This window comes from Hymenobacter armeniacus, assembly GCF_014699055.1.
Classification (GTDB): Bacteria; Bacteroidota; Bacteroidia; order Cytophagales; family Hymenobacteraceae; genus Hymenobacter; species Hymenobacter armeniacus.
On record NZ_JACXAC010000001.1, the window covers coordinates 697,107 to 715,737 of the forward strand.

The following is an 18,631-nucleotide window of genomic DNA, read 5'->3' on the forward strand; positions in this document are numbered from 1 at the left end:
AAAAGGGTGGGGGATTAAGTGGTGAACGGCAGGCGCAGGCCCCAGAGGCCTTTGCGCTGCTTCAGGGCCACGGGCAGCTGCGGAAACTGCCGGCGGAACGCCGCCAGCACGGCCGGCTCGTGCTGCGGAAAAAACTCGGGGTCAAAATTAGCCGCGCCCAGGTGGGCCAGCACGGTGGTCACGGGCGCCTGCGCCAGTATCCACTGCTCGCACACGGCCTGGCGCAGGCGCAGCCCCAGGGCGTTGAACCCCAGTACCGCGTGCGGCGCACCGGCCCGGAAGTACACCCGCAACGCCGCCCGGCCCGACGGATGTTCCCAGTAAAAGCTCTCGACGCCCGGCACCGGACCGGCGGGCGCCTCGCCGTAGGTCTGGTACTCCAGGTTGAAGAACTTGGCCGAGTTGAACCACACGCCGCGCCGGTAGGCCGTGGGCTGCCCGCACAGGGTGTGCGCCACGGTTTCGCCCTGCATGCGGCCCGTGTACCAGAGCTGCTCGATGGGCACTTGGCCGGCGCCGGGCCGGCGGTGCTGGGCGCAGTCGCCGGCCGCCCATACGTTGGGCACGCTGGTGCGCAGGTGCTCATCGACGAGGATGCCGCGGTCGGTTTCCACGGCCGGGTCGGTGCGGGCCAGGGCCAGGTTGGGGGTCACGCCCACGGCCAGGCCCACCCACTGGCAAGCTATTTCCTTGCCGGCGGTGGTGCGCACGGCCCGCACGCGGCCCTGGGCATCGCCCAGAATTTCGCGGAGCTCGGTGCGGTAGCGCACCGGCACGTGGTTTTCTTCAAACTGGCGGTCTACCAGGTTGGCTTCTTCCGGCGGCAGCACCGAGGCCCAATAGTGAGCGTCGCGCACCAGCACCAGCGGCTCGATGCCGCGGGAGTGGAGCATTTCGGCCAGCTCCACGCCGATGAGGCCGCCGCCCACCACCACGCCCCGGCTGATGCCGTGCGTGTCGCGGGCCATGGCTTCGAGGTCGGGCAGGCCGTAGAGGCCCTGCACGCCGGCCAGGTGCTGGCCGGGCCAGTCGGGGCGGCGGCTTTCGGAGCCGGTGGCCAGCAGCAGCTGGTCGTATGCTAGGGTGGTGCCGTTGTCGAGGGAGAGGCGGTGCTCGCGGGTGCTGAGGGCCGTGGCGGTGGCGTGCACCAGGGTAAGGCGGTTTTCCTCCCAGAACCAGTCTTCGTAGGGCTTGATGTCCTGCGGGCGCAGGTGGCCCATGTACACGTACATCAGGGCCGTGCGCGAGTAGTGGTGCGGGCTTTCGGCCGATACCAGCGTGATGCGCGCCTCGGGCCGCAGCCGGCGCACGGCCAGCGCGCACGAAACGCCGGTGATGCCATTGCCAACGATAACCAGGTGCATGCGGGGAAGGTGAAGGGCCAAAGGCCAAATGTAGAGTTTCTGCTGCACCCAGGCGCCGGCCACTGCCGTGCTGGAAACGGGCGGGTGCATCTACGCAGGCCCGCGGGGCCGTGGTTTGGCCGGCGGCGTAACGGAAAGCCGGGGGCTGCGTAAGCCTTTCAGCACCCAACACCTCCACTTAACCTCGCAGCCCATGATTCCCGATAATATTTCCGGCGACGGCACCAACCCGAACGAAGGCGAACACGCCGACATCACCGAAAACAAAAACTTCGTGAAAAACGAAGAGCTGGAGCGCCAGAAAGCCTACCAGCAGGACCAGAGCAACAACAAGTCCAGTAACGACCCCTCGGCCGCCCGCAACACCGGCGCCAACGGCTACACTCAGCGCAGCAACCAAAAAGACCAGCTCGAAAACCTGCACATCGGCGGCTCCGAAACCAGCCCCCAGGGCGGCAACGACCACGCCCACGCCGGCGAGCAGGCCCAGGGCCCGGGCTTTGAAGCCGAGGGCAGCTACGAGCTTGACCACAACCTGCGCACCCGCGACCAAGCCTTTGGTGAGAAAGCCGCCACCGGCAAGCCCACGCCGGCCGGCAACAGCGAAAGCATCAGCGACGAGTAACGGCCCCGCTACCCGCGCCGGCAAAAGCCGCTTCGCCGCCACCTGCCCGGGTGGGGCGGAGCGGCTTTTTGCATGCCGGGACTGGCGAAGAAATAAAGTGAAAAAGAAAAAACCGCGCCGATACCTTGATAACGCGGCAAAAGCTTAACTTGCCGGACATATCCGATACAAGAGTATTAGGATAATACCCATTCTGTGTCTTTTTCTTTTCCCACCCTTACGCTAACCAGTCGTTACGATGAATCCGGACAATGTACCCAACGTTGAAAATGAACCTTACGACCCCAATTTTGAGGCGCAGGACGAAGAACTAGCCTCGGGTGGCAACAACAAGCTGCTCTACATTCTGGGGGCCGTGATTCTGGCCCTGGTGGTGGGCTATATTGCCCTGCCCAAGGGCGGCGGCAGCGGCCTGGCCAGCGTGACGCCCACCTTCATGCTCGACGATGCCGCCGTGACGGCCACCGCCCCCACCGCCGCCGACAGCATTGCCGCCGGCCTCAAAGCCGCCCCCACTGCCGAAACCGCAGAAGAGGTGGCAGCCGCTGAGAAACCGGTGGCCAAGCCCGCTACGGCTCCCAAGCCGGTAGCGGCGGCCGCGGCGGCCCCAATTGCCGCCGCGCCGGCCGCGCCGGCCCCGGCCCCGGTAGAAGCCGCTCCGGTCCCTGCGCCCGTGGCCGCCGCAGAGCCCGCCGCGCCCACCACCGTCACGGTGTCGGGCAAGATTGAAAACGAAATCGGCAAGCCCCTGGTAGGGGCCACCGTGCTGCTGCGCGGCAGCAGCAAAGGCACCAGCACCGACGCTAACGGCAACTACACCCTGGAAGTCCCCGCCGGCACCGACAACACCCTGATTTTCGGCTACGGCGGCTACGAAGACGAAGAAATCCGCAGCCGTGGCAGCCAGCCCGTGAACGTGACCCTGACCCCCCGCGCCAAATCGCGCCGGCGTTAAGCCGCTCCAGCTGCGCAACGCAAAAGGCCCGGACTTTCCTAGGAAAGTCCGGGCCTTTTCATGTGAACAGGGGATGGGACTACGCGCCAGTATTCCCAAACCGGCGGCCAAACAGGAAGTATACCGGTAGGCCCAGCGCCATCAGGCCCAGGCCGCGGCGCGAGAACTCGGCCGTGTCGGGCGCGATGAGCAGGATGATACAGAACGTGGTGGCAAGCAGCACGTAGAGGCCCGGTACCAGCGGGTAGCCCCAGGCGCGGTAGGGGCGGGGCGCCTCGGGCCGGGTGCGGCGCAGCACGAAAATCCCGATGATGGTGATGACGTAGAACAGAATCACCGAGAACATGACGTAGTTGAGCAGGTCGCCGTAGCGGCCGCTCAAACACAGCACGCAGGCCCAGAAGCACTGAGCCCACAGGGCGCGGCCGGGCACGCCGGCCCCGTTCAGCCGGGCCAGGCCGGGGAAAAACAGGCCGTCTTTGGCCATGGCGAAGTAGGCGCGGGCGCCGCTGAGGATGATGCCATTGTTGGCCCCGAAGGTGCTGAGCATGATGAGCACGGCCATGACATAGGCCCCGGCGCGGCCCAGCACCGACTCGGCCACGGCCGTGGCCACCCGGTCGTCGGTAGCGTACTGAATGCCGCGGCCGGCCAGCGTGGTGGCTTCCGGCGAGCCGTGCAGCGGCAGCACCAGCAGGTACACCACGTTGATGAGGATGTAGAGCGCCGTCACGATGGCCGTGCCGATGGCCATGCTGCGCACCAGCGTCCGCTCGGGGTTCTGAATTTCTTCACCCGCGAAGCCGATGTTGTTCCAGGAATCCGACGAAAACAACGAGCCCGTCATGGCCATGCCGATGGCAATGACCAGCGCGCCGCCGCTGATGGGCAGGGTGGGCGCGTTCACGCCCGGTGCGGCCGAGCGGGTGGCCGACCACAAATCGGCGAAGTTGGCGGCAATGGCTTCGTGGTTGATGCCCAGGGCCACGCCAAAGATGATGAGCAGCGCCAGCGCAATGAGCTTGGTGCTGCCCAGCACGTTCTGAATGAGCTTGCCCGTGCGCACGCCCTGCGCGTTCAGCGCGGTGATGCCCACGATGAGCACAATGGCCAGCAGCTGCACCGTGCTGAATTCAAACGCACCCACGCTAAACAGGGCGTTTTTTACACTGAAATACGGAATCAGCACGCCGGTAAACTTGGCAAAAGCTACGGCCACGGCCGCAATCACACCGGTCTGAATGACGAGAAACAGCGACCAGCCGTACAAAAAGGCCGTGAGGCGCCCGAAGGCTTCGCGCAGGTACACGTACTGCCCGCCCACTTTGGGGAACATGCTGGCCAGCTCGCCGTAGCTGATGGCGCCCGCCATGGTGATGAAACCCGTGAGCAGCCACACCACCAGCAGCCAGCCCGCGCTGCCCACCTGCCGCGCAATGTCGGCCGAGACGATGAAGATGCCCGAGCCTATCATGCTGCCCGTCACGAGCATAATGGCGTCGAAAAGATTGATGGCGCGCTTAAAATGCGGCTGGTCGGGTTGGGGTTCGGTCATAAAGCCAGGGAATGAAGCCGGGAAGATAGAAGGCTGAACTGAATGAATGCTCGCTACCGTCGCCGGCCCTGGCTGGCTGCGCCGCTGTAATACGTCCGCTTCGACAGTTAAGGCTTGGCTTTGAAGCCGGCGGCTAGTCGGCCCATCGCGTGCTTATTGCCGAGCGCGGCGGCTTGTCTCCAGTAAATTTCGGCAGCGGATACTTCACCGAATTGCAGGTACAAATCGCCCCGTTCGAAGAGGAGGCTGCCCTTGCCCTTGTACTGGGCCTGCAGCTGGGCGTAGAGCTGCTCGGCCTTGGCCGCATCGCCCGTTTTCTCGTAGAGCACGGCCGAAACGAATTGCGTAGTGCTGTCGGAGGACAGGCGGTTGGCCTCGTCGGCATCCTGGCGGGCGCCGGCCGCATCGTGCAGCTTGCAGCGCACCAGCGCACGGCTGGCGTAAGCCAGGTTATAGCGTTTGTTTTGGCTGACGAGGGCGTTAGCGGTGCGCAGGGCGTCGGCGTCGCGGCCGGCCACCATCTGCGCGAAGGTCAGCCATAGGGCATAGTCTTTTTCCTGCGGCGCCAGTGTGTTGGCTTGGGCAAAATCGCCGATAGCCTCGGGCAAGTGATTGGTCGCCAACTGACCGTAGCCGCGCAAGTAGAGCAGGGATGCATCTGCGGGCGTTTGCTGCAAGGCAGCGGTGAGGTCGGCCACCGACTCGGCGTTACGGAACGTCTGCGAATTGGCAAAGCCTCGGTCGGCCAGGTACGCCCACGTATTCGGCTGAAGACGCAAAGCTTTGTTTAAATCGACCAAGGCGAGCGCCGCGTGCGCTTCGGTGTTTTCGTTGAGGTGGCATTCGGCGCGCAACGCCCACAGGTCGGCGTTTAGGCTGTCCTGCCGTAGGTGCTGCTCAACTTCGGGCAGCAACGCGGCAAACTGGCCTTTTCGCAGCAGTCGTCGGGCGGGTCCATTCAATGATTTTAACACGTTGCCCTGCGCTGCGGCCGGTGCGGCACCCACCCAAACAAGGGCGCCCAGTAGGCCAAGCGCGGCAATACTACGGGCCAGGAAAAAACCAAAACGCATCTATAAACATTTAAAAATAAAAATGATAGCATAAATTAACTGTGCCGAAGCTAAAACTCGCTGCGGTCGTACCAGCTGCGCATGCGCCAGGGGTCGTTGCGGTTTTTGCGCACCAGCACCAGGCGGGCCGTGCCGGAGCCGGAAAACCGCTCGTTGTCGCGCTGCTCGATGGTGAGCAGGAAGGACCGTTCCACGTTCACCAGCGTGTCGGAGGCCAGCGTGTCGGACGTGGGCAGGTACTGCGTCCACTGCAAGTTGGTGGAGCGGGCGGCTTTGAAGAGGCGGTAGGTAGTGTTGGCGTCCACGTCGCGCGTCCAGCTGCGGTCCACGTTGGCGGCAAAGTCGTGGTAAGTGAACTTGAACTTCGGCGACAACAGCTGCCCGTAGAGCGTGGAATCGCGCAGCTGGTAAGCGGCCCGGAAGCGGTCGAAAAAGCCCCGCACCGTGACGGGGTTGCCCAGCAGCGCGTTCTGGTCGGTGGGCACCTCGTCCAGGGCCGGCGCAAACGGGTTGCAGGCCGGCACCGTCAGCATCAGGACAATGCCCGCTTGCAGCAAAACCGGAAATGACAGGCGCAACGGCTTCATAGGCCGAAATATACGAATTGGGAAATAGGGAAAAAGAGAGATGGGAAGAAGGAGCAGGCAATTAGGTGAGAGGACAAAGGAGGAACGAACGTCATTCCTCGGCGGCGCTCGGCATGACGTTGCTTCTTTATCAATTCTCCCAACTTTATCAATTCTTCCAATCTTACTCGCTTCCCACCTCCCCACTTAATGCGAGCTGAAATATTTCTTTAAATCCGTCCAGCACAGGCCGGGCATGGTGCGCTGGTCGCGCCAGGCCACAATGCGCCACTCGTTGTTGCGGCGACGCAGGATGAGGCGGATGTTGCCCTGCAGCAGCCCCGCGTGGAAGGCCGTGTCCTGCTGCGTGACCTGCAGTTGGTACAGGGCCGATACTTCCACCGAGTCGGCGGTGTAGAGCTGGTCGCGGCGGTCGGTGAGGGTCAGCGTGTTCTTGACGCCGCTTGCCGTGCGGCGGCGCAGGCTGCTGAAATAGGTGGTTTCCTCGGGCACGCTCCAGTTGGCAAACAGGGCGGGCGAGGAGCCGGCGCTGGTGGGGTCGGGCACGAAGCGGTAGGTGGGGCCGCTGAAGGTGCGCTCGTAGTTGGCCACGTTCACGTTTTGCACGGCCGTGGTAAAATTGGCCAGCAGAATGTCGATTTGGGTGGGCTGAATCCACTCGCTGCCAGTGGCCGACGGCTCGGGCTCGCGCAGCTGAAAGCAGGCCGGCAGGGCCAGCACGCCCAGCAGCCCGGCCCAGCGGCGGGGGCCCGACAACAACGAAAACAACGGGCGGGGCGGCGTGGTCATTTCTGGTGCTTGATACCGAACGGAAAGATACGCTCTGATTTCATGCGCGGCCGCGGCGGCGGGCGTACTTTCGTCGCCCGTCATCCGCTTCCTCCCGCATGTCCCGAAAGCTTCTGGCGCTGTATACGGCCCTCTTGCTGCTGCTGGCGCTGGCCACGTACGTCTACTACCGGCGCACGCTGGCCGCTGTGCCCGTCGACCCCTACGCTCTGGTGCCCGACGATGCCGTGCTCGTGCTCAGCACCCACGACCACCCCACGCTGGTGCGCCACCTCCAGGAAACCGAGCTATGGGACAACCTCACGGCCGTGCGCTACTTTCAGCAGGCCGCTGGCCACCTGGCCCTGGCCGACAGCCTCAGCGGCGGCAACGCCCGGCGCCGCAACAGCCTGCTCACGCTGCTGGGCCGCAAGCTGGTCATCACCTCGCTGCACGTCACGGGGCCCGGCGAGTTCGACGTGCTCTACCAGATTCCGCTGGTGCGGGTGAGCGAGTACCGGCAGGTGCGCAGCCTGCTCGAAACCCTGGGCCGCGACGGCCGCTACCGCCTCAGCACCCGCGAGTACGAAGGCCAGGAGCTGACCATCCTCACCGAGCAGCGCAGCGAGTTCAGCCTCACCGTGCTCAATTACCGCAACCACCTGCTCATCAGCGCCAACGGCGGCCTCGTGGAGGCCGTGGTGCGCCGCCTGGCCCACCCCGACGCGCCCACGGTATTGGCCTCGTTCGGCTCGACGGACCTGCTGAAGCTGCGCGGCGTGGACGCCACCGTGCTGGTGAACTACCGCCGCCTGCCGCAGTTCCTCGACGTGCTGTTTCGGCGCGATGCCCACGGGCAGTTCGACCTGCTGGCCGGGCTGGCGTCGCAGGGATTTCTGGGCGTGAAGCTGGCGGGCAGCCAGGCCTTGCTGCAGGGGTTTTCGACCCCGGAAACTACCCACAGCAGCCTGCAGCAGCGGCTGAGCGGGCAGGCGCCCCAGCCATTGGGCCTCACCGATATGTTGAGCACGCGCACCGCGCTGGTGCTGCACCTGGCCGCGCAGCCGGCCCGCACCTGGCCCCGGCCCACGTCGTCGGCAGTCGATTCGCTGGGGCTGGGCGCGGCGCTGGACAGCCTGCGGGCCACGCTGGGCGGCGAAATGGCGGTGGCTTATCTGGCGGCTTCCGCGCCGGGCAGCCGGCCCGGCCGGCTGGCGCTGGTGCGCTGCCCGGTGCCGGCCCGCACCGAGGCCTGGCTGGCCCGCCTGCGCCGCCTCAACGGCAACTCGCCGGCCTTCACGCGGGTGGGGCCGTACCAGGTGCACCCGGTGGGCTTTTCGGAAGCGGCCGTGCTGGGCCCACTCCTCGACCCGGCCCGGCCCAACGCCGTGGAAGTAGTTTCGGGCGCCGGGGTGATGATGGGCAATTACCTCGTGCTGTCGGACGAGCTGACCCTGAACGCCTACCTGGCCGATGTGGTGGCGGGGCGCACCTGGGCGCAGTCGCCGGCGCAGGTGTCTTTCTTGCAAGAAACCCAGCCCCGCGCCCGCCTGAGCATCTTCATCGACACGCGCAACAGCTGGAACGCCTTGCTGGGCGTGCTCACGGAAGAGCGACGCGCCGGCCTGCTGCGCAACGAAGCCCTGTTCAAGCGCTTTCCCCAACTGGCCTTCCAGCTGGTGCCGGCCGACAACGAGGCCGCCCCTGATGCGCAGTACTTCACCCAGCTGCTGCTGCACCACCCCAACCTGGGGCCCGCCACCGCCCAGGCCGGGGGCGCCGCCGCCAACGGGCGCGTGCTGGCGTTTAAGCGGGGGCTGGTGGGCACGCCGGTGGCCCTGCCCGCGCTGGGCACGCGCATTCCGGCCGTGGTGGTGCAGGATTCGGCCCAGGCGCTGCACTTTGTGAGCGCCGACAACTCGGTGGTGTGGTCCGACACGCTGGCCGGGCCGGCCGTGGGCACCACGCAGCTGGCGGCCGGGGGCGGAGTGGCCGGCGGCCTGCTGCTGGGCGCCGGCCACCGCCTGCACCTGCTGGCCAACGACGGCCGCGACGCGCCGCCCTTCCCCCTGAACCTGCCCGACACCCTGCACCTCACCGACCTGACCGTGGGCCCGGGCGGCCCCGGCGAGCCGGCCCGCCTGCTGGCCCGCACGGCCGGCAACGAGCTGCGCCTGCTCGACGCCCGGGGCCGCGAGTTCCGCGGCTGGCAGCCCAAGCGGCTCGACTTTCCGCTGGCGGGGCGCCCGGCCCTGCTGAATGCGGGCGGCCGCACCGTGGTGGTGGCCCCCCTGCAAAACGGCTACGTGTACGCCTACGACGGGCAGGGCAACCTGTTTCCGGGCTTCCCGCTGAGCCTGGGAGCCCGGCTGGCCGGCAACCTGCTGGTGCAGCCCGGCACCACGCTGGCCCGCACCCGCCTCACCACCGTCAACCAGCACGGCGAGCTCATCACCTTCAACCTCAGCGGCGACGTGCTGAGCCGGAAGCGCATTGCCACCTGGAGCCGCACCGCCCGCTTCCGCCTCGTGCCCGACCTCAGCGGCCACAGCTTCGTGCTCACCCGCGAAGACGGCAGCCAAATCGATGTGTACCTGCCCACCCAAGCGGCGCCCCTGTTCACGCAGCGCTTCGTGACCTCGGGCGAGCGGCTGGTGCAGTTTTTTGATTTTGGCAAAAACCACCGGCTGGTGGCCATCACCGAGCCCGGCCCGGCCCACGTGTTTCTGTACGATGCGCGGGGCCAGCTGCTGGGGGGCGAGCCGCTGCCCAGCACCGGCACCGGCGTGGCCCTGAGCTACGACGCCACCACCGACACCTACCAGCTGGCCCGCTTGGTGGGCCGCGAGCTGCGCCGCACCGAATTGAAGGTGAACCTGTAAACAATTAGCAATGAACTCAGCCATTCGCACCGGCCTCGTTGTCGGCAAGTTCTGGCCGCCGCACTGGGGCCACCAGCTGCTGTTGGAAACCGCCGCGGCCCAAGTGGCCGAGCTGGTGGTGCTGGTGTATGCCAACCCCGATTCGGCCCGGCACCCGGCGGCGGTGCGCGCCGAGTGGCTGCGGGCCCTGTACCGGGGCGACGAGCTGGCCGACGGGCCATGCATTGGCGCCACGCCGCTGCGCGTTTTCGCCCTTTCGGCCGCGGCCGACGGCGTGCCGCCCGATGCTGCCGACGACCATACGCAACGCGAGTTCGTGAAGCAGTGGCTGGCCCGTCAGGGGATGCAGGTAGACGTCGTGTTCAGCAGCGAAGCGTACGGGCCGGGATTTGCCGCCCACTTGGGCGTGGCGCATGTGGAAGTGGATGCGGCGCGGGCCCTGGTCCCGGTTTCCGGCACGTTGGCGCGCGCGAACCCGGCCGCGGCGGCCCGCTACCTGCACCCGCTGGTGGCGGCGCAGCTGGGCGCGGTGCCGCCGGCGCCGGTGCCGCGGGTGGTGTTGCTGGGGGCCGAAAGCAGCGGCAAAAGCACGCTGTGCGAAGCCCTGGCGCAGGCCTGCGGCACCGCCTGGGTGCCCGAATACGGCCGCACCCTGCACGAGCAAAAAAACGGCAACCTCGACTTCGACGACCTGCTCTACATTGCCCGGCGCCACGCCGAGCTGGAAGACGAAGCCGCCGAGCGGGCCCGCGGCGTGCTGTTTTGCGACACCAACGCGGCCACCACGGCGCTGTATTCCTACTACTATTTTCACCGCTGCGACCCCGCGCTGCAGGCCATGGCGGCCGTGTGTGGGCAGCGCTACGCCCACACTTTCGTGTGCGCGCCCACGGTGCCCTTCGAGCAGGACGGCTGGCGCGGGCCCGAAGCGCTGCGCAGCTTTCAGCACGGGGCCATTCTCATGCAGCTCGATTTTTACGGCATTCCCTACACGCTGGTAGAAGGCACCGTGACCGAGCGGGTGGCGCAGGTGCGGACAGCACTGGGAGATGGACTCGTACAACGATAACCGGTACCTGTTATCGTCCATTCCCCAAACGGGCTTCCTTAGCGATTGGTGAGCCAGCCTTTGCGGTAGAAGTACACGAACTGGCCGATGACCACCAGCACCATTACCCCGATTACCACGGGGTAACCCCAGGGCTGATAGAGTTCGGGCATGTTGTGGGGCAGCAGGTGGCCCTGGTCGTCGTGGCGCTGAAAATTCATGCCGTATAGCCCCACCACAAAACTCAAGGGGATAAAAATGGTGCTTATCATGGTCAGCACCTTCATCACCTCGTTCATGCGGTTGCCCTGGTCCGACAGGTAGAGGTCGGTGAGCGAGGAAATGTTGTCGCGGTAGCTTTCGGCCAGGTCGAGGGCCTGAATGGCGTGGTCGTAGGCGTCGCGGTAGAAGATTTTGAGGGTTTCGGGCATCACTTCTTCCGGCAAGCGCAGGATTTCGGCAATTTTGTCGCGCTCCGGATACACCAGCCGGCGGAAGCGCACCACGTCTTTCTTGATGCGCAGGATGCGGTTGAGCAGGCGCTTGGGCCGTTTTTCGGCAAAAATGGCTTCCTCCAGCCGCTCGATGTAGTCGCCGATGGCGGCCATGGTGGGGTAGTAGTGGTCGAGCACCACGTCGGTGAGGGCGTAAGCCAGGTAGAGGCTGGGGTGGCGGCGCAGGGTGCTGAAATTGCTGCGGATGCGCACCCGCAGCGAGTCGAGGCAGTCGTCGTAGTCGTCCTGAAACGAGAGCACATAGTTCGGCCCCGTGAAAATGGACAGCTGGTCGTCGTCGATTTCCAGGTTGGAGGTGAAGTCGGTCATGCGCGACACCATGAAAAGGCGGTGCTCGTCGAACACTTCCATTTTTGCCCGCTGGTAGTCGTTGAGCACGTCTTCCATCTGCAGGGGGTGCAGGCCGAAATCCTGCATCATGCGCTCCAGCAGGGGCAGGTCGTTGTAGCCGCGCACGTCCACCCAGTGCTTGAGCTTGGGGTGCGTGCGCATGTACTCCAGCAGTTCGTCGTAGCGGCCCGTGAACTCTTCCTCGAAACAGGTGGTGTCGTCGTACGACGTGAGGAAGAGGCGGGGCGGGAGGGCGCCTTCGTGCACGTTGAGGGTGCCGGGGCGCTGGCCCACTTGCTGCTCCCGGGCTTGGCGGGTGGCTTCGCGGTCGGTGATGAAGCCGTCGGACGGCGTGGATTGCGGGTCCAGGGAAGGCGAGGGCTTGGGCGACAAACGGGTTGGTGTCATGCGGCAAAGAAAAACGAATCAACGGAGCAGCTTGCGCCCCTACGCAGGGCCGGGGGCCGAAGATGCCTTCAGCGCCTAGAATGGCATGACCAGCGGAAGTAAAACAGCATTGACCTGTTCCGTGCCGTACTTTGCCGGCCCAGACTCGAAACACACGGTTGAAAAAAACGGATTCATTGGCGGAAGCAACCACGGCGGCGCACCCCGCGCCGGGCTTGGCCGTGTGGCTGGCCGAGGGCCCCGCGCCGCCCCGGCTGCCGTTGGCGTTTGAATCATTTCTGTACCTGCGGCCCGAACACCAGGCCTTGCAAGCCGGTGCCCCGCCCGTCCTCAGCTTCTACGTAGAAGACCCGGCCCAAGCCCGCACCATAGCCCAGCTCCACCTGAGCCTGGATGCAGCGGCGGGCGCCGCGAGCAGCCCCGCGCAGGCGCCGTTCGGGGCCGTGCAGCTGGCGCCCGGCGCCAGCGCCGCCGCCGTGCACCTGCTCCTGGATGCCGCCGAAGCGCAGGCGGCCCGCCATGGCCTGCGCCGGCTGGCCCTGCGCGGCTACCCCTTCGCCTACGACCCGGCCGGCGCGGCCACTCTCGCCGAAGCCCTGCGGCAGCGTGGCTACCGCGTGGCCCTGGCCGAGCAGAACTACCACCTCGACCCCGCGCGCGACTACGAAGCCCACCTGCACCCCTCGGAGCGGCGGCGGCTGCACAAGTGCCGGCGCCACGGCCTGCACTTCGAGCAGGAGCCGCCCTTTCTGCTGCCCGCGGCCTACGAGTTCATTCGGGCGTGCCGGCAGGAGCGGGGGCAGCGCCTGTCGCTGCCGCTGGAGCGGGTGCAGGCGCTGTTTCGGGCGTTTCCGCGCGAGCATTTCCTGTTCTCGGTGCGCCAGCCCGACGGCGAGTGGGCGGCCCTCACCGTGGCCATCCGCGTGAGCGCAACGGCCTTGTATAATTTCTACCCCGCCAGCCCCCTGCGCTGCAACTCGCTAAGCCCGGTGGTGCTCCTAAATGAGGGCCTGCACGCCTTCGCCCGCGCCAGCGCCCTCACCGTGCTCGACCTCGGCACCTCCACCCTCGACACCGGCCCCAATGCCTCGCTGCTGCGGTTTAAGCGCCACCTGGGCGGCGTGGCCGGACTGCGCCTGAGCTGGGAAAAGGCAGTGGGGTAGCGGAAAGAGAGGAAGCAGGAAAGGAGAAACGCTGGCTTAGGAAGGAGGGAGTGTGTCGTTCTTTGTGGCAATGGCCGCCATTTCCTCCACAGCCAAGACATTCCTGCGCGGTTCGTTGGGCACGGGCGTGGCCGTAGCGGCCCGGGGCGCGGGCGCTTTGGTCATCAACAAACTGTTTGCCACCTACGCGCCGGCCGGCGGCCTCACGCTGCTGGCGCAGTTTCAGAACCTGATGGCCTTGCTCACGGCCCTGCCCAACGATGGCGTGAACGTGGGCGTGGTGAAATACCTGGCCCCTCTCCAACCCGGCAGCCCGCGCCACCGCACCTGGTTAGGCGCCGCCCTGGCCCTGAATGCCCTTGCGCTGCTCATAGGCGCCGCCATGCTGGCCGGCACGGGCCTGCTGGGCTGGGACTGGCGCAGCGTGCCGGTGTTTGTGCTGGGCATTGCGTTGGTTACCGGCCAAAGCCTGGCGGGGGCCGCGCTGTTGGCGGCGGGCCGCCTGCGGGCGTACATCGGGCTGGCCGTGACGCTGGCGGCACTGGGCACGGCGGCCGTGGCGGCCACGTTGCTGCGGGGCGCCGCCCTGCCGCAGGTGCTGCTGAGCTACCTGCTGGCCCAGGGCCTGACGCTGCTGCCGGCCCTGTGGCTGGCGCGCCGGGCCGGCGTGCTGCCGAAGTGGCGCCCGGCCGCCCCCGTGAGCCGCACAGCCCTGCGCGGCCTGGGCCAGTTTCTGCTGATGGCCGTGAGCTCCCTGCTCTTCGGCCGGGCCGTCGACTACGTGCTGCGCGACCACCTGCTGGCCACCTACGGCCCCGCCCGCACCGATTTGTGGCAGGCCGTGGCCAAGCTTTCCGACAACTACACCATGGTATTTGGGGCCGTGATGAACAGCGTGTTTTACCCGCGCCTGTCGGCCCTGGCGGCCCAGCCGGCGCAGGCCCGACACTACTTGCGGGGCGTGCTGGCCCTGCTGGCCCCGCTGCTGGCCGCCGGCCTGGGGCTGGTTTTTGCCTGCCGCAGCTCGCTGCTGCCGCTGTTGTTTGCCCCGCGCTTGCTGGCGGCCCAAGAGCTGCTGGCGCCGCAGCTGCTCGGCGACTGGGCCAAATTCCTGAGCTGGGTGTTCATCTACCAGCTCATGGCCCGGGCGCGCACGTGGCCTTACATCGCGGTGCAGGCCGCGTCGGCGGTGGTGTTTGCCGGGATGCTGGCCCTGCTGCTGCCACGGCTGGGGCTGGCGGGGGCGGTGTGGGCCCACGCGGCGCGCTACGGGCTGGTGCTGGCGGTGTGCGTAGCGGTGTATCTGCGGGGCCCGCGGGCCCGGCAGTGATAAGAAAGAAGCCCAACAAAAATCCCCGGCACTGCGCAGTGCCGGGGATTTTTGCAATGATACATGCCGCGCCCTTGCCCGCAGGCCGGCCGCGCCGGTGCTTTCTTACTGCACCACCAGACGCTTGACCAACGTTCCCTCCCGGGCCAGCAGGCGCAGGCTGTACACGCCCGGGGCCAGGCCGCTCAGGCCCAGCGGTACGCCCTGGGCCAACGCCGCCGGCGCCCACTGCTCGCGGCGCATCAGCTGGCCCAGGGCGTTGCGCAGCTCGCCGGCCACGGGGCCCTGGGGGCGCAGGCCCGGCAGCTGCACCGTGGCCGTGCCGCCCGCCCCGGCCGGGGTGGGAAACACGGCCGGGGCGGGCGGCAGCGCGCGCTGGGCGGCGGTGGCCAGGGCGAAAGGAAAGGCCACGGCCGTGGCCGTGCAGCCCAGGTTGTTGGTGACGGTGAGGCGCACGGCCGTGCCGGCGCCGGCGGCGTAGCGGTGGGGCGGGGGCGTGGGCCCGTCGAAGGCGGTGCCGTCGCCGAAGTCCCAGCGCCAGCGCAGGAGCTGGGCGTAGCGCGGGCCGGCGCCGGTGAGGGCGAAGAAGCGCAGGCTGTCGCCGCCGGCGGTGGGGGCGAAGCCCAGCGCGGCCTGCGGCGGCGTCTGGCAGAGGTTGGGCACGTAGGGGCGCTCGGCCAGCTGCAGGCGCATTAAGGCCAGCGTGTGGCCAAAGTCGATGCTTCCGCTAACGGTAAGCTCGCCTCGTGTGCTCAAGTCCCAATCGCCGTAGGGCTCGTCGGTGGTGGGGGGGGAGGTGAATCGCTGCCAGGCCACGGGTGCGCCGCCCACCCCGTTGGGCTGATAGACGGCCATGTACAAGTCAGTAAATACATCCAGCCGGTTAGGGGCCAGTCGTGAGCCCTGTACCAAGGCGCCCCCGCCGGCCAGAGCCAGGCAGCGGTAAAATACAAAGTTGGGCACTGCGGAACCGACCGGGGTGCGCTGCTGCCACTGCACGCGGTTCAAGCTGTCGAGTTGCAGCAGCCAGCCCTGCTGTTGCTGGCTGTTGGCTAGGCCGATGACGCCGCACAGCAGTAGGCCACCGTTGGCGCTCGGCCGCACGTCGGTGAACTGGTCGTAGTCGTTCGGCAGGCCGAAGTAGCGCGAGCCCAGCGTGTCGCCGCTGGCCGTCAGGCGCAGCACCCAAGCATCGGGCGCCACCAGATTGCCGCCGCCGGTCATGGGCCGCGACTGGTAGCCGGCCAGCGCGTAGGAGCCGTCGGGCAGAGGTACAAACTTATCCAGAGAGGAGTAGGCCCGCCCGAGGGTACGCTGCCAAACCACCGCGCCCGTAGAGTCAAAGCGTGACACGATGGCCACGGGTACGGTGCTAGTACCAGTAAATGCCGTTTGGTGGGTAAGTAGGCCGCCGCCATCAGGTAAGGCCAGCAACTTGTGATGGCCGGTAGAAGAACCATTGACGGTGAAAAAGCGCGACCACCGAATCGTACCAGTTGAATCGAGCCGCGCTATCATGTTGGCTTCCAACTGAGGCACCCCTTGCACCTCGCCACGGGTGCGCGAGCCCGTGACTAAGAAATCGCCGCCTGGCAGTAGTGCTAGGGAAGTATAACTGTAACCCGGTGGGAATGGTCCTTGCGGCAGAACCCGACGGGTGCCAAGGTCCCGTTTGGTCCTGACCGTATTACCTTGATTATTATAAAACCACAAGGCTGTTGAACGGTCATAAATATTTCCCGTTGTTGTGGAGGTTAGGCCAACGCCCAGCAATCGATTGGCTGAAAAGCGATGTAGCTCAGCGATGTAGCCACCGGGTGGGTATTGGATGGTTTTCAACCAAACTCGGGTGGGCTGGGCAGAGGCGGAGAAGCATCCTGTGAGCAATACCAGGGCGAAAATGGTAGAAAGTAAGTGTTTTCTCATAGCAATCAGGAAGGTTGCTTTCCGGCATTCAGCCTGCGGAAAGCGGTAGAATTGGGATGCGCAAAAACCGTGCTTTACACCTGCGCAGACAGAAAATAGACGCGCAGAGTAGGCCGCATCCTACTTCGCGGCTGGCCCGCAAGGGAAAAGAAACCGCGGGCCGGCTTTTGAAATTTGCCGGGTGTAGCTCCGTTTTCTGTGCGTCATTTGCAGCCCGCATGTCTGATTCCTCCGTTACGCTTCTTCCCTCTGCCGCCACGCCGCCGCTGGTCACCATCGTGGCGCTGTGCCACAACCACGCGCCCTTCCTGCGCGAGGCCCTGGATTCCATCCTCGCCCAAACCTACCCGCACCTAGATGTGTGGCTCGTGGACGATGCCAGCACCGACGGCAGCCCCGCCATCCTGCGCGAATACGCCGCCCGGCAGCCCGGCTGGCACCTGCTGCTGCTGCCCGAAAACGTGGGCAACTGCCGCGCCTTCAACCAGGCTTTCCGCCAAACCCGGGGCGAGTTTGTGATAGACTTTGCCACCGATGACGTGCTGCTGCCCGAACGCATTGCGCAGCAGGTGCAGGTGTTTCAGGCCGCCGATGCCAGCGTGGGCATGGTCTATTCCAACGCTGAATTGATTGACGAGCAAAGCCAGCTGCTGGGCCTGCACCACCGGCCCGACGGCGCCGGCGGGCTGCGGCCCCGCCCCGCCAGCGGCTGGGTGCTGGCCGACGTGCTGGCCCGCTACTTCATCAGCACGCCCACCATGCTCATGCGGCGCGCTTGCCTGGAAGCACTGGGCGGCTACGACGAAACCCTGGCCTACGAGGATTTCGACTTCTGGGTGCGGGCCAGCCGCGACTGGCAGTTTGTGTACCTCGACGCCCTGACCACCCGCAAGCGCAAGCACCCGCGCAGCATGAGCGCCAAAGCCTACCAAGCCCACGACCCTTATTTGGCCTCTACCATTCGGGTGTGCGAAAAAGCGCTGGCCCTGGTGCGAACCCCCGAGGAACGCGCCGCGCTGGCCATCCGCGTGCGCTGGGAGCTGCGGCAGGCCGCCCGGCGCCGGCGCCACGCCGAGGTGCGGGCCTTGTATGAGTTGCTGCGCCGGGTAGCCCGGCCGGGCCTGCCGGAGCGGGCGTTGGCCGGGTGGAGCGGGCTGTTTGCGCCCAGCGCAAGTTAAGTTTGTCATTATTCTACTCGCGGGCTCTGCGGGTGCCCGCTCGCTGATGTCTTTGCCTACCAACCCTGCTTCGCCCGACTCTTCGCTTCCGCAGCTCCGCGTCGATGGCCAACCGGTGCCGCACCGGGTAGAAGGCCGCCCCGCCGCGGCCGAAGACAACACCGTGCTTTTGTCCAGCGACGTCGACCTGAGCGCGCAGGCACCCTGGGCCACGGCGGGCTTTGCGGTGGTGCCTGGCTTGCCCGGGGGCCTGCAGGCCGCGCTACAGGCGGGTTTAGCCGAGCTGTTGCGAGAAGCGTTGCGCAACGTGGGCTGCGCCGTGGCGCCGGATTTCGACATCAGCCAGTACCACCGCGTCATCGGCGACGATGCCCAACGACACCTGGCCGTCATCGCCCAAACCAAGGCCTACGAGCTGGCGCGCCTGCGCGTGGCCCCCGCGCTGCTCGAAGCCCTGGTGAGCGCCGCCTGCGGCCAGCCGGTGCGGGCCTACAACCCCAACGTGCAGGAGGCGGTGTTTCACTTGCGCATTGTGCGGCCTCACCGCGCCGACCAAAACCCGCTGCACCGCGACGCCTGGCTGCCGCGCTACCGCCACGCCCTCAACATTTACCTGCCGGTGGCGGGCAGCACGGCGCAGTCGTCCTTGGCGCTGGTGCCGGGCAGCCACCACTGGCCCGAAAGCGCCGTGGAGCGCACGGCCGGTGGGGCCATTTTCCACGGCGTGCCCTACACGGTGCCCGGCGTGCTGCGCCCCGCCCGCCCGCTGGAGCTCATGCGGCCCAATCCCGGCCCCGACGAAGTGCTGGTGTTTTCGCCCTACCTGCTCCACGGCGCTGCCGCCAACCTCAACCCCGACGCCACCCGCGTGTCGCTCGAAATGCGGTTCTGGCGGGCTTGATGGTGTCTCACTCCGTTTCTTAG

At 66.6% G+C, this 18,631-nt stretch carries 15 protein-coding genes; 8 read left to right on the plus strand and 7 right to left on the minus strand.

The features are described 5' to 3' along the window. Positions 1-14: 14 nt before the first annotated feature. Positions 15-1,364 carry an NAD(P)/FAD-dependent oxidoreductase gene (locus IC234_RS03095; RefSeq protein WP_190922357.1) on the minus strand — a complete coding sequence of 450 codons (1,350 nt, stop codon included), beginning with the start codon at positions 1,362-1,364 and terminating at the stop codon, positions 15-17. A 193-nt stretch (positions 1,365-1,557) separates the two neighbouring features. On the opposite strand from IC234_RS03095, the gene IC234_RS03100 reads away from it, so the two are divergent. Continuing rightward, positions 1,558-1,989: a hypothetical protein gene (locus tag IC234_RS03100; RefSeq protein WP_190922358.1), complete on the plus strand. Its 432-nt coding sequence runs from the start codon at positions 1,558-1,560 to the stop codon at positions 1,987-1,989. 238 nt (positions 1,990-2,227) lie between these two features. Beyond that, positions 2,228-2,944, plus strand: a complete 717-nt coding sequence (locus IC234_RS03105; RefSeq protein ID WP_190922359.1) for a carboxypeptidase-like regulatory domain-containing protein — start codon at positions 2,228-2,230, stop codon at positions 2,942-2,944. Between the two features lie 79 nt (positions 2,945-3,023). Here the strand turns inward: IC234_RS03105 and IC234_RS03110 are convergent, their stop codons facing one another. The 4 genes from IC234_RS03110 to IC234_RS03125 form a co-directional block, all read right to left on the minus strand. Then, positions 3,024-4,499, minus strand: a complete 1,476-nt coding sequence (locus tag IC234_RS03110; protein ID WP_190922360.1) for an APC family permease — start codon at positions 4,497-4,499, stop codon at positions 3,024-3,026. 107 nt (positions 4,500-4,606) lie between these two features. Further along, a complete protein-coding gene (locus tag IC234_RS03115) occupies positions 4,607-5,572 on the minus strand; it encodes a tetratricopeptide repeat protein (RefSeq protein ID WP_190922361.1) in 966 nt (321 codons plus the stop codon). 50 nt (positions 5,573-5,622) lie between these two features. After that, the gene (locus tag IC234_RS03120; RefSeq protein WP_190922362.1) at positions 5,623-6,159 is read right to left on the minus strand and encodes a hypothetical protein; all 537 of its coding nucleotides are present in this window, start codon (positions 6,157-6,159) and stop codon (positions 5,623-5,625) included. A gap of 186 nt (positions 6,160-6,345) precedes the next feature. After that, positions 6,346-6,948, minus strand: coding sequence for a hypothetical protein (locus IC234_RS03125; RefSeq protein ID WP_190922363.1), 603 nt, complete (start codon positions 6,946-6,948; stop codon positions 6,346-6,348). A gap of 98 nt (positions 6,949-7,046) precedes the next feature. Here IC234_RS03125 and IC234_RS03130 point away from each other — a divergent pair, with 98 nt between their 5' ends. Beyond that, entirely contained in the window at positions 7,047-9,809 is a 2,763-nt protein-coding gene (locus IC234_RS03130) for a hypothetical protein (protein WP_190922364.1), read from the plus strand. 10 nt (positions 9,810-9,819) lie between these two features. Next, positions 9,820-10,878, plus strand: coding sequence for an AAA family ATPase (locus tag IC234_RS03135; RefSeq protein WP_190922365.1), 1,059 nt, complete (start codon positions 9,820-9,822; stop codon positions 10,876-10,878). Between the two features lie 38 nt (positions 10,879-10,916). Here IC234_RS03135 and corA read toward each other — a convergent pair whose 3' ends face one another. Then, positions 10,917-12,110 carry a magnesium/cobalt transporter CorA gene (gene corA, locus IC234_RS03140; RefSeq protein WP_190922366.1) on the minus strand — a complete coding sequence of 398 codons (1,194 nt, stop codon included), beginning with the start codon at positions 12,108-12,110 and terminating at the stop codon, positions 10,917-10,919. A gap of 176 nt (positions 12,111-12,286) precedes the next feature. Here corA and IC234_RS03145 point away from each other — a divergent pair, with 176 nt between their 5' ends. Together IC234_RS03145 and IC234_RS03150 are read left to right on the plus strand one after the other, a co-directional pair. Further along, on the plus strand, positions 12,287-13,273 hold the full coding sequence (locus IC234_RS03145) for a hypothetical protein (RefSeq protein ID WP_190922367.1): 987 nt from the start codon (positions 12,287-12,289) through the stop codon (positions 13,271-13,273). A 70-nt stretch (positions 13,274-13,343) separates the two neighbouring features. Next, a complete protein-coding gene (locus IC234_RS03150; protein ID WP_190922368.1) occupies positions 13,344-14,603 on the plus strand; it encodes an MATE family efflux transporter in 1,260 nt (419 codons plus the stop codon). A gap of 105 nt (positions 14,604-14,708) precedes the next feature. On the opposite strand, the gene IC234_RS22120 is transcribed toward IC234_RS03150, so the two are convergent. Next, positions 14,709-15,956 (minus strand): PKD domain-containing protein, encoded by a 1,248-nt coding sequence (locus IC234_RS22120; RefSeq protein WP_190922369.1) that lies wholly within the window; start codon positions 15,954-15,956, stop codon positions 14,709-14,711. 791 nt (positions 15,957-16,747) lie between these two features. On the opposite strand from IC234_RS22120, the gene IC234_RS03160 reads away from it, so the two are divergent. Further along, positions 16,748-17,707, plus strand: a complete 960-nt coding sequence (locus IC234_RS03160) for a glycosyltransferase family 2 protein (RefSeq protein ID WP_190922370.1) — start codon at positions 16,748-16,750, stop codon at positions 17,705-17,707. Between the two features lie 46 nt (positions 17,708-17,753). Then, complete coding sequence (locus IC234_RS03165) at positions 17,754-18,608, plus strand: phytanoyl-CoA dioxygenase family protein (RefSeq protein ID WP_190922371.1); 855 nt, start codon at positions 17,754-17,756, stop codon at positions 18,606-18,608. Positions 18,609-18,631 lie beyond the last annotated feature (23 nt).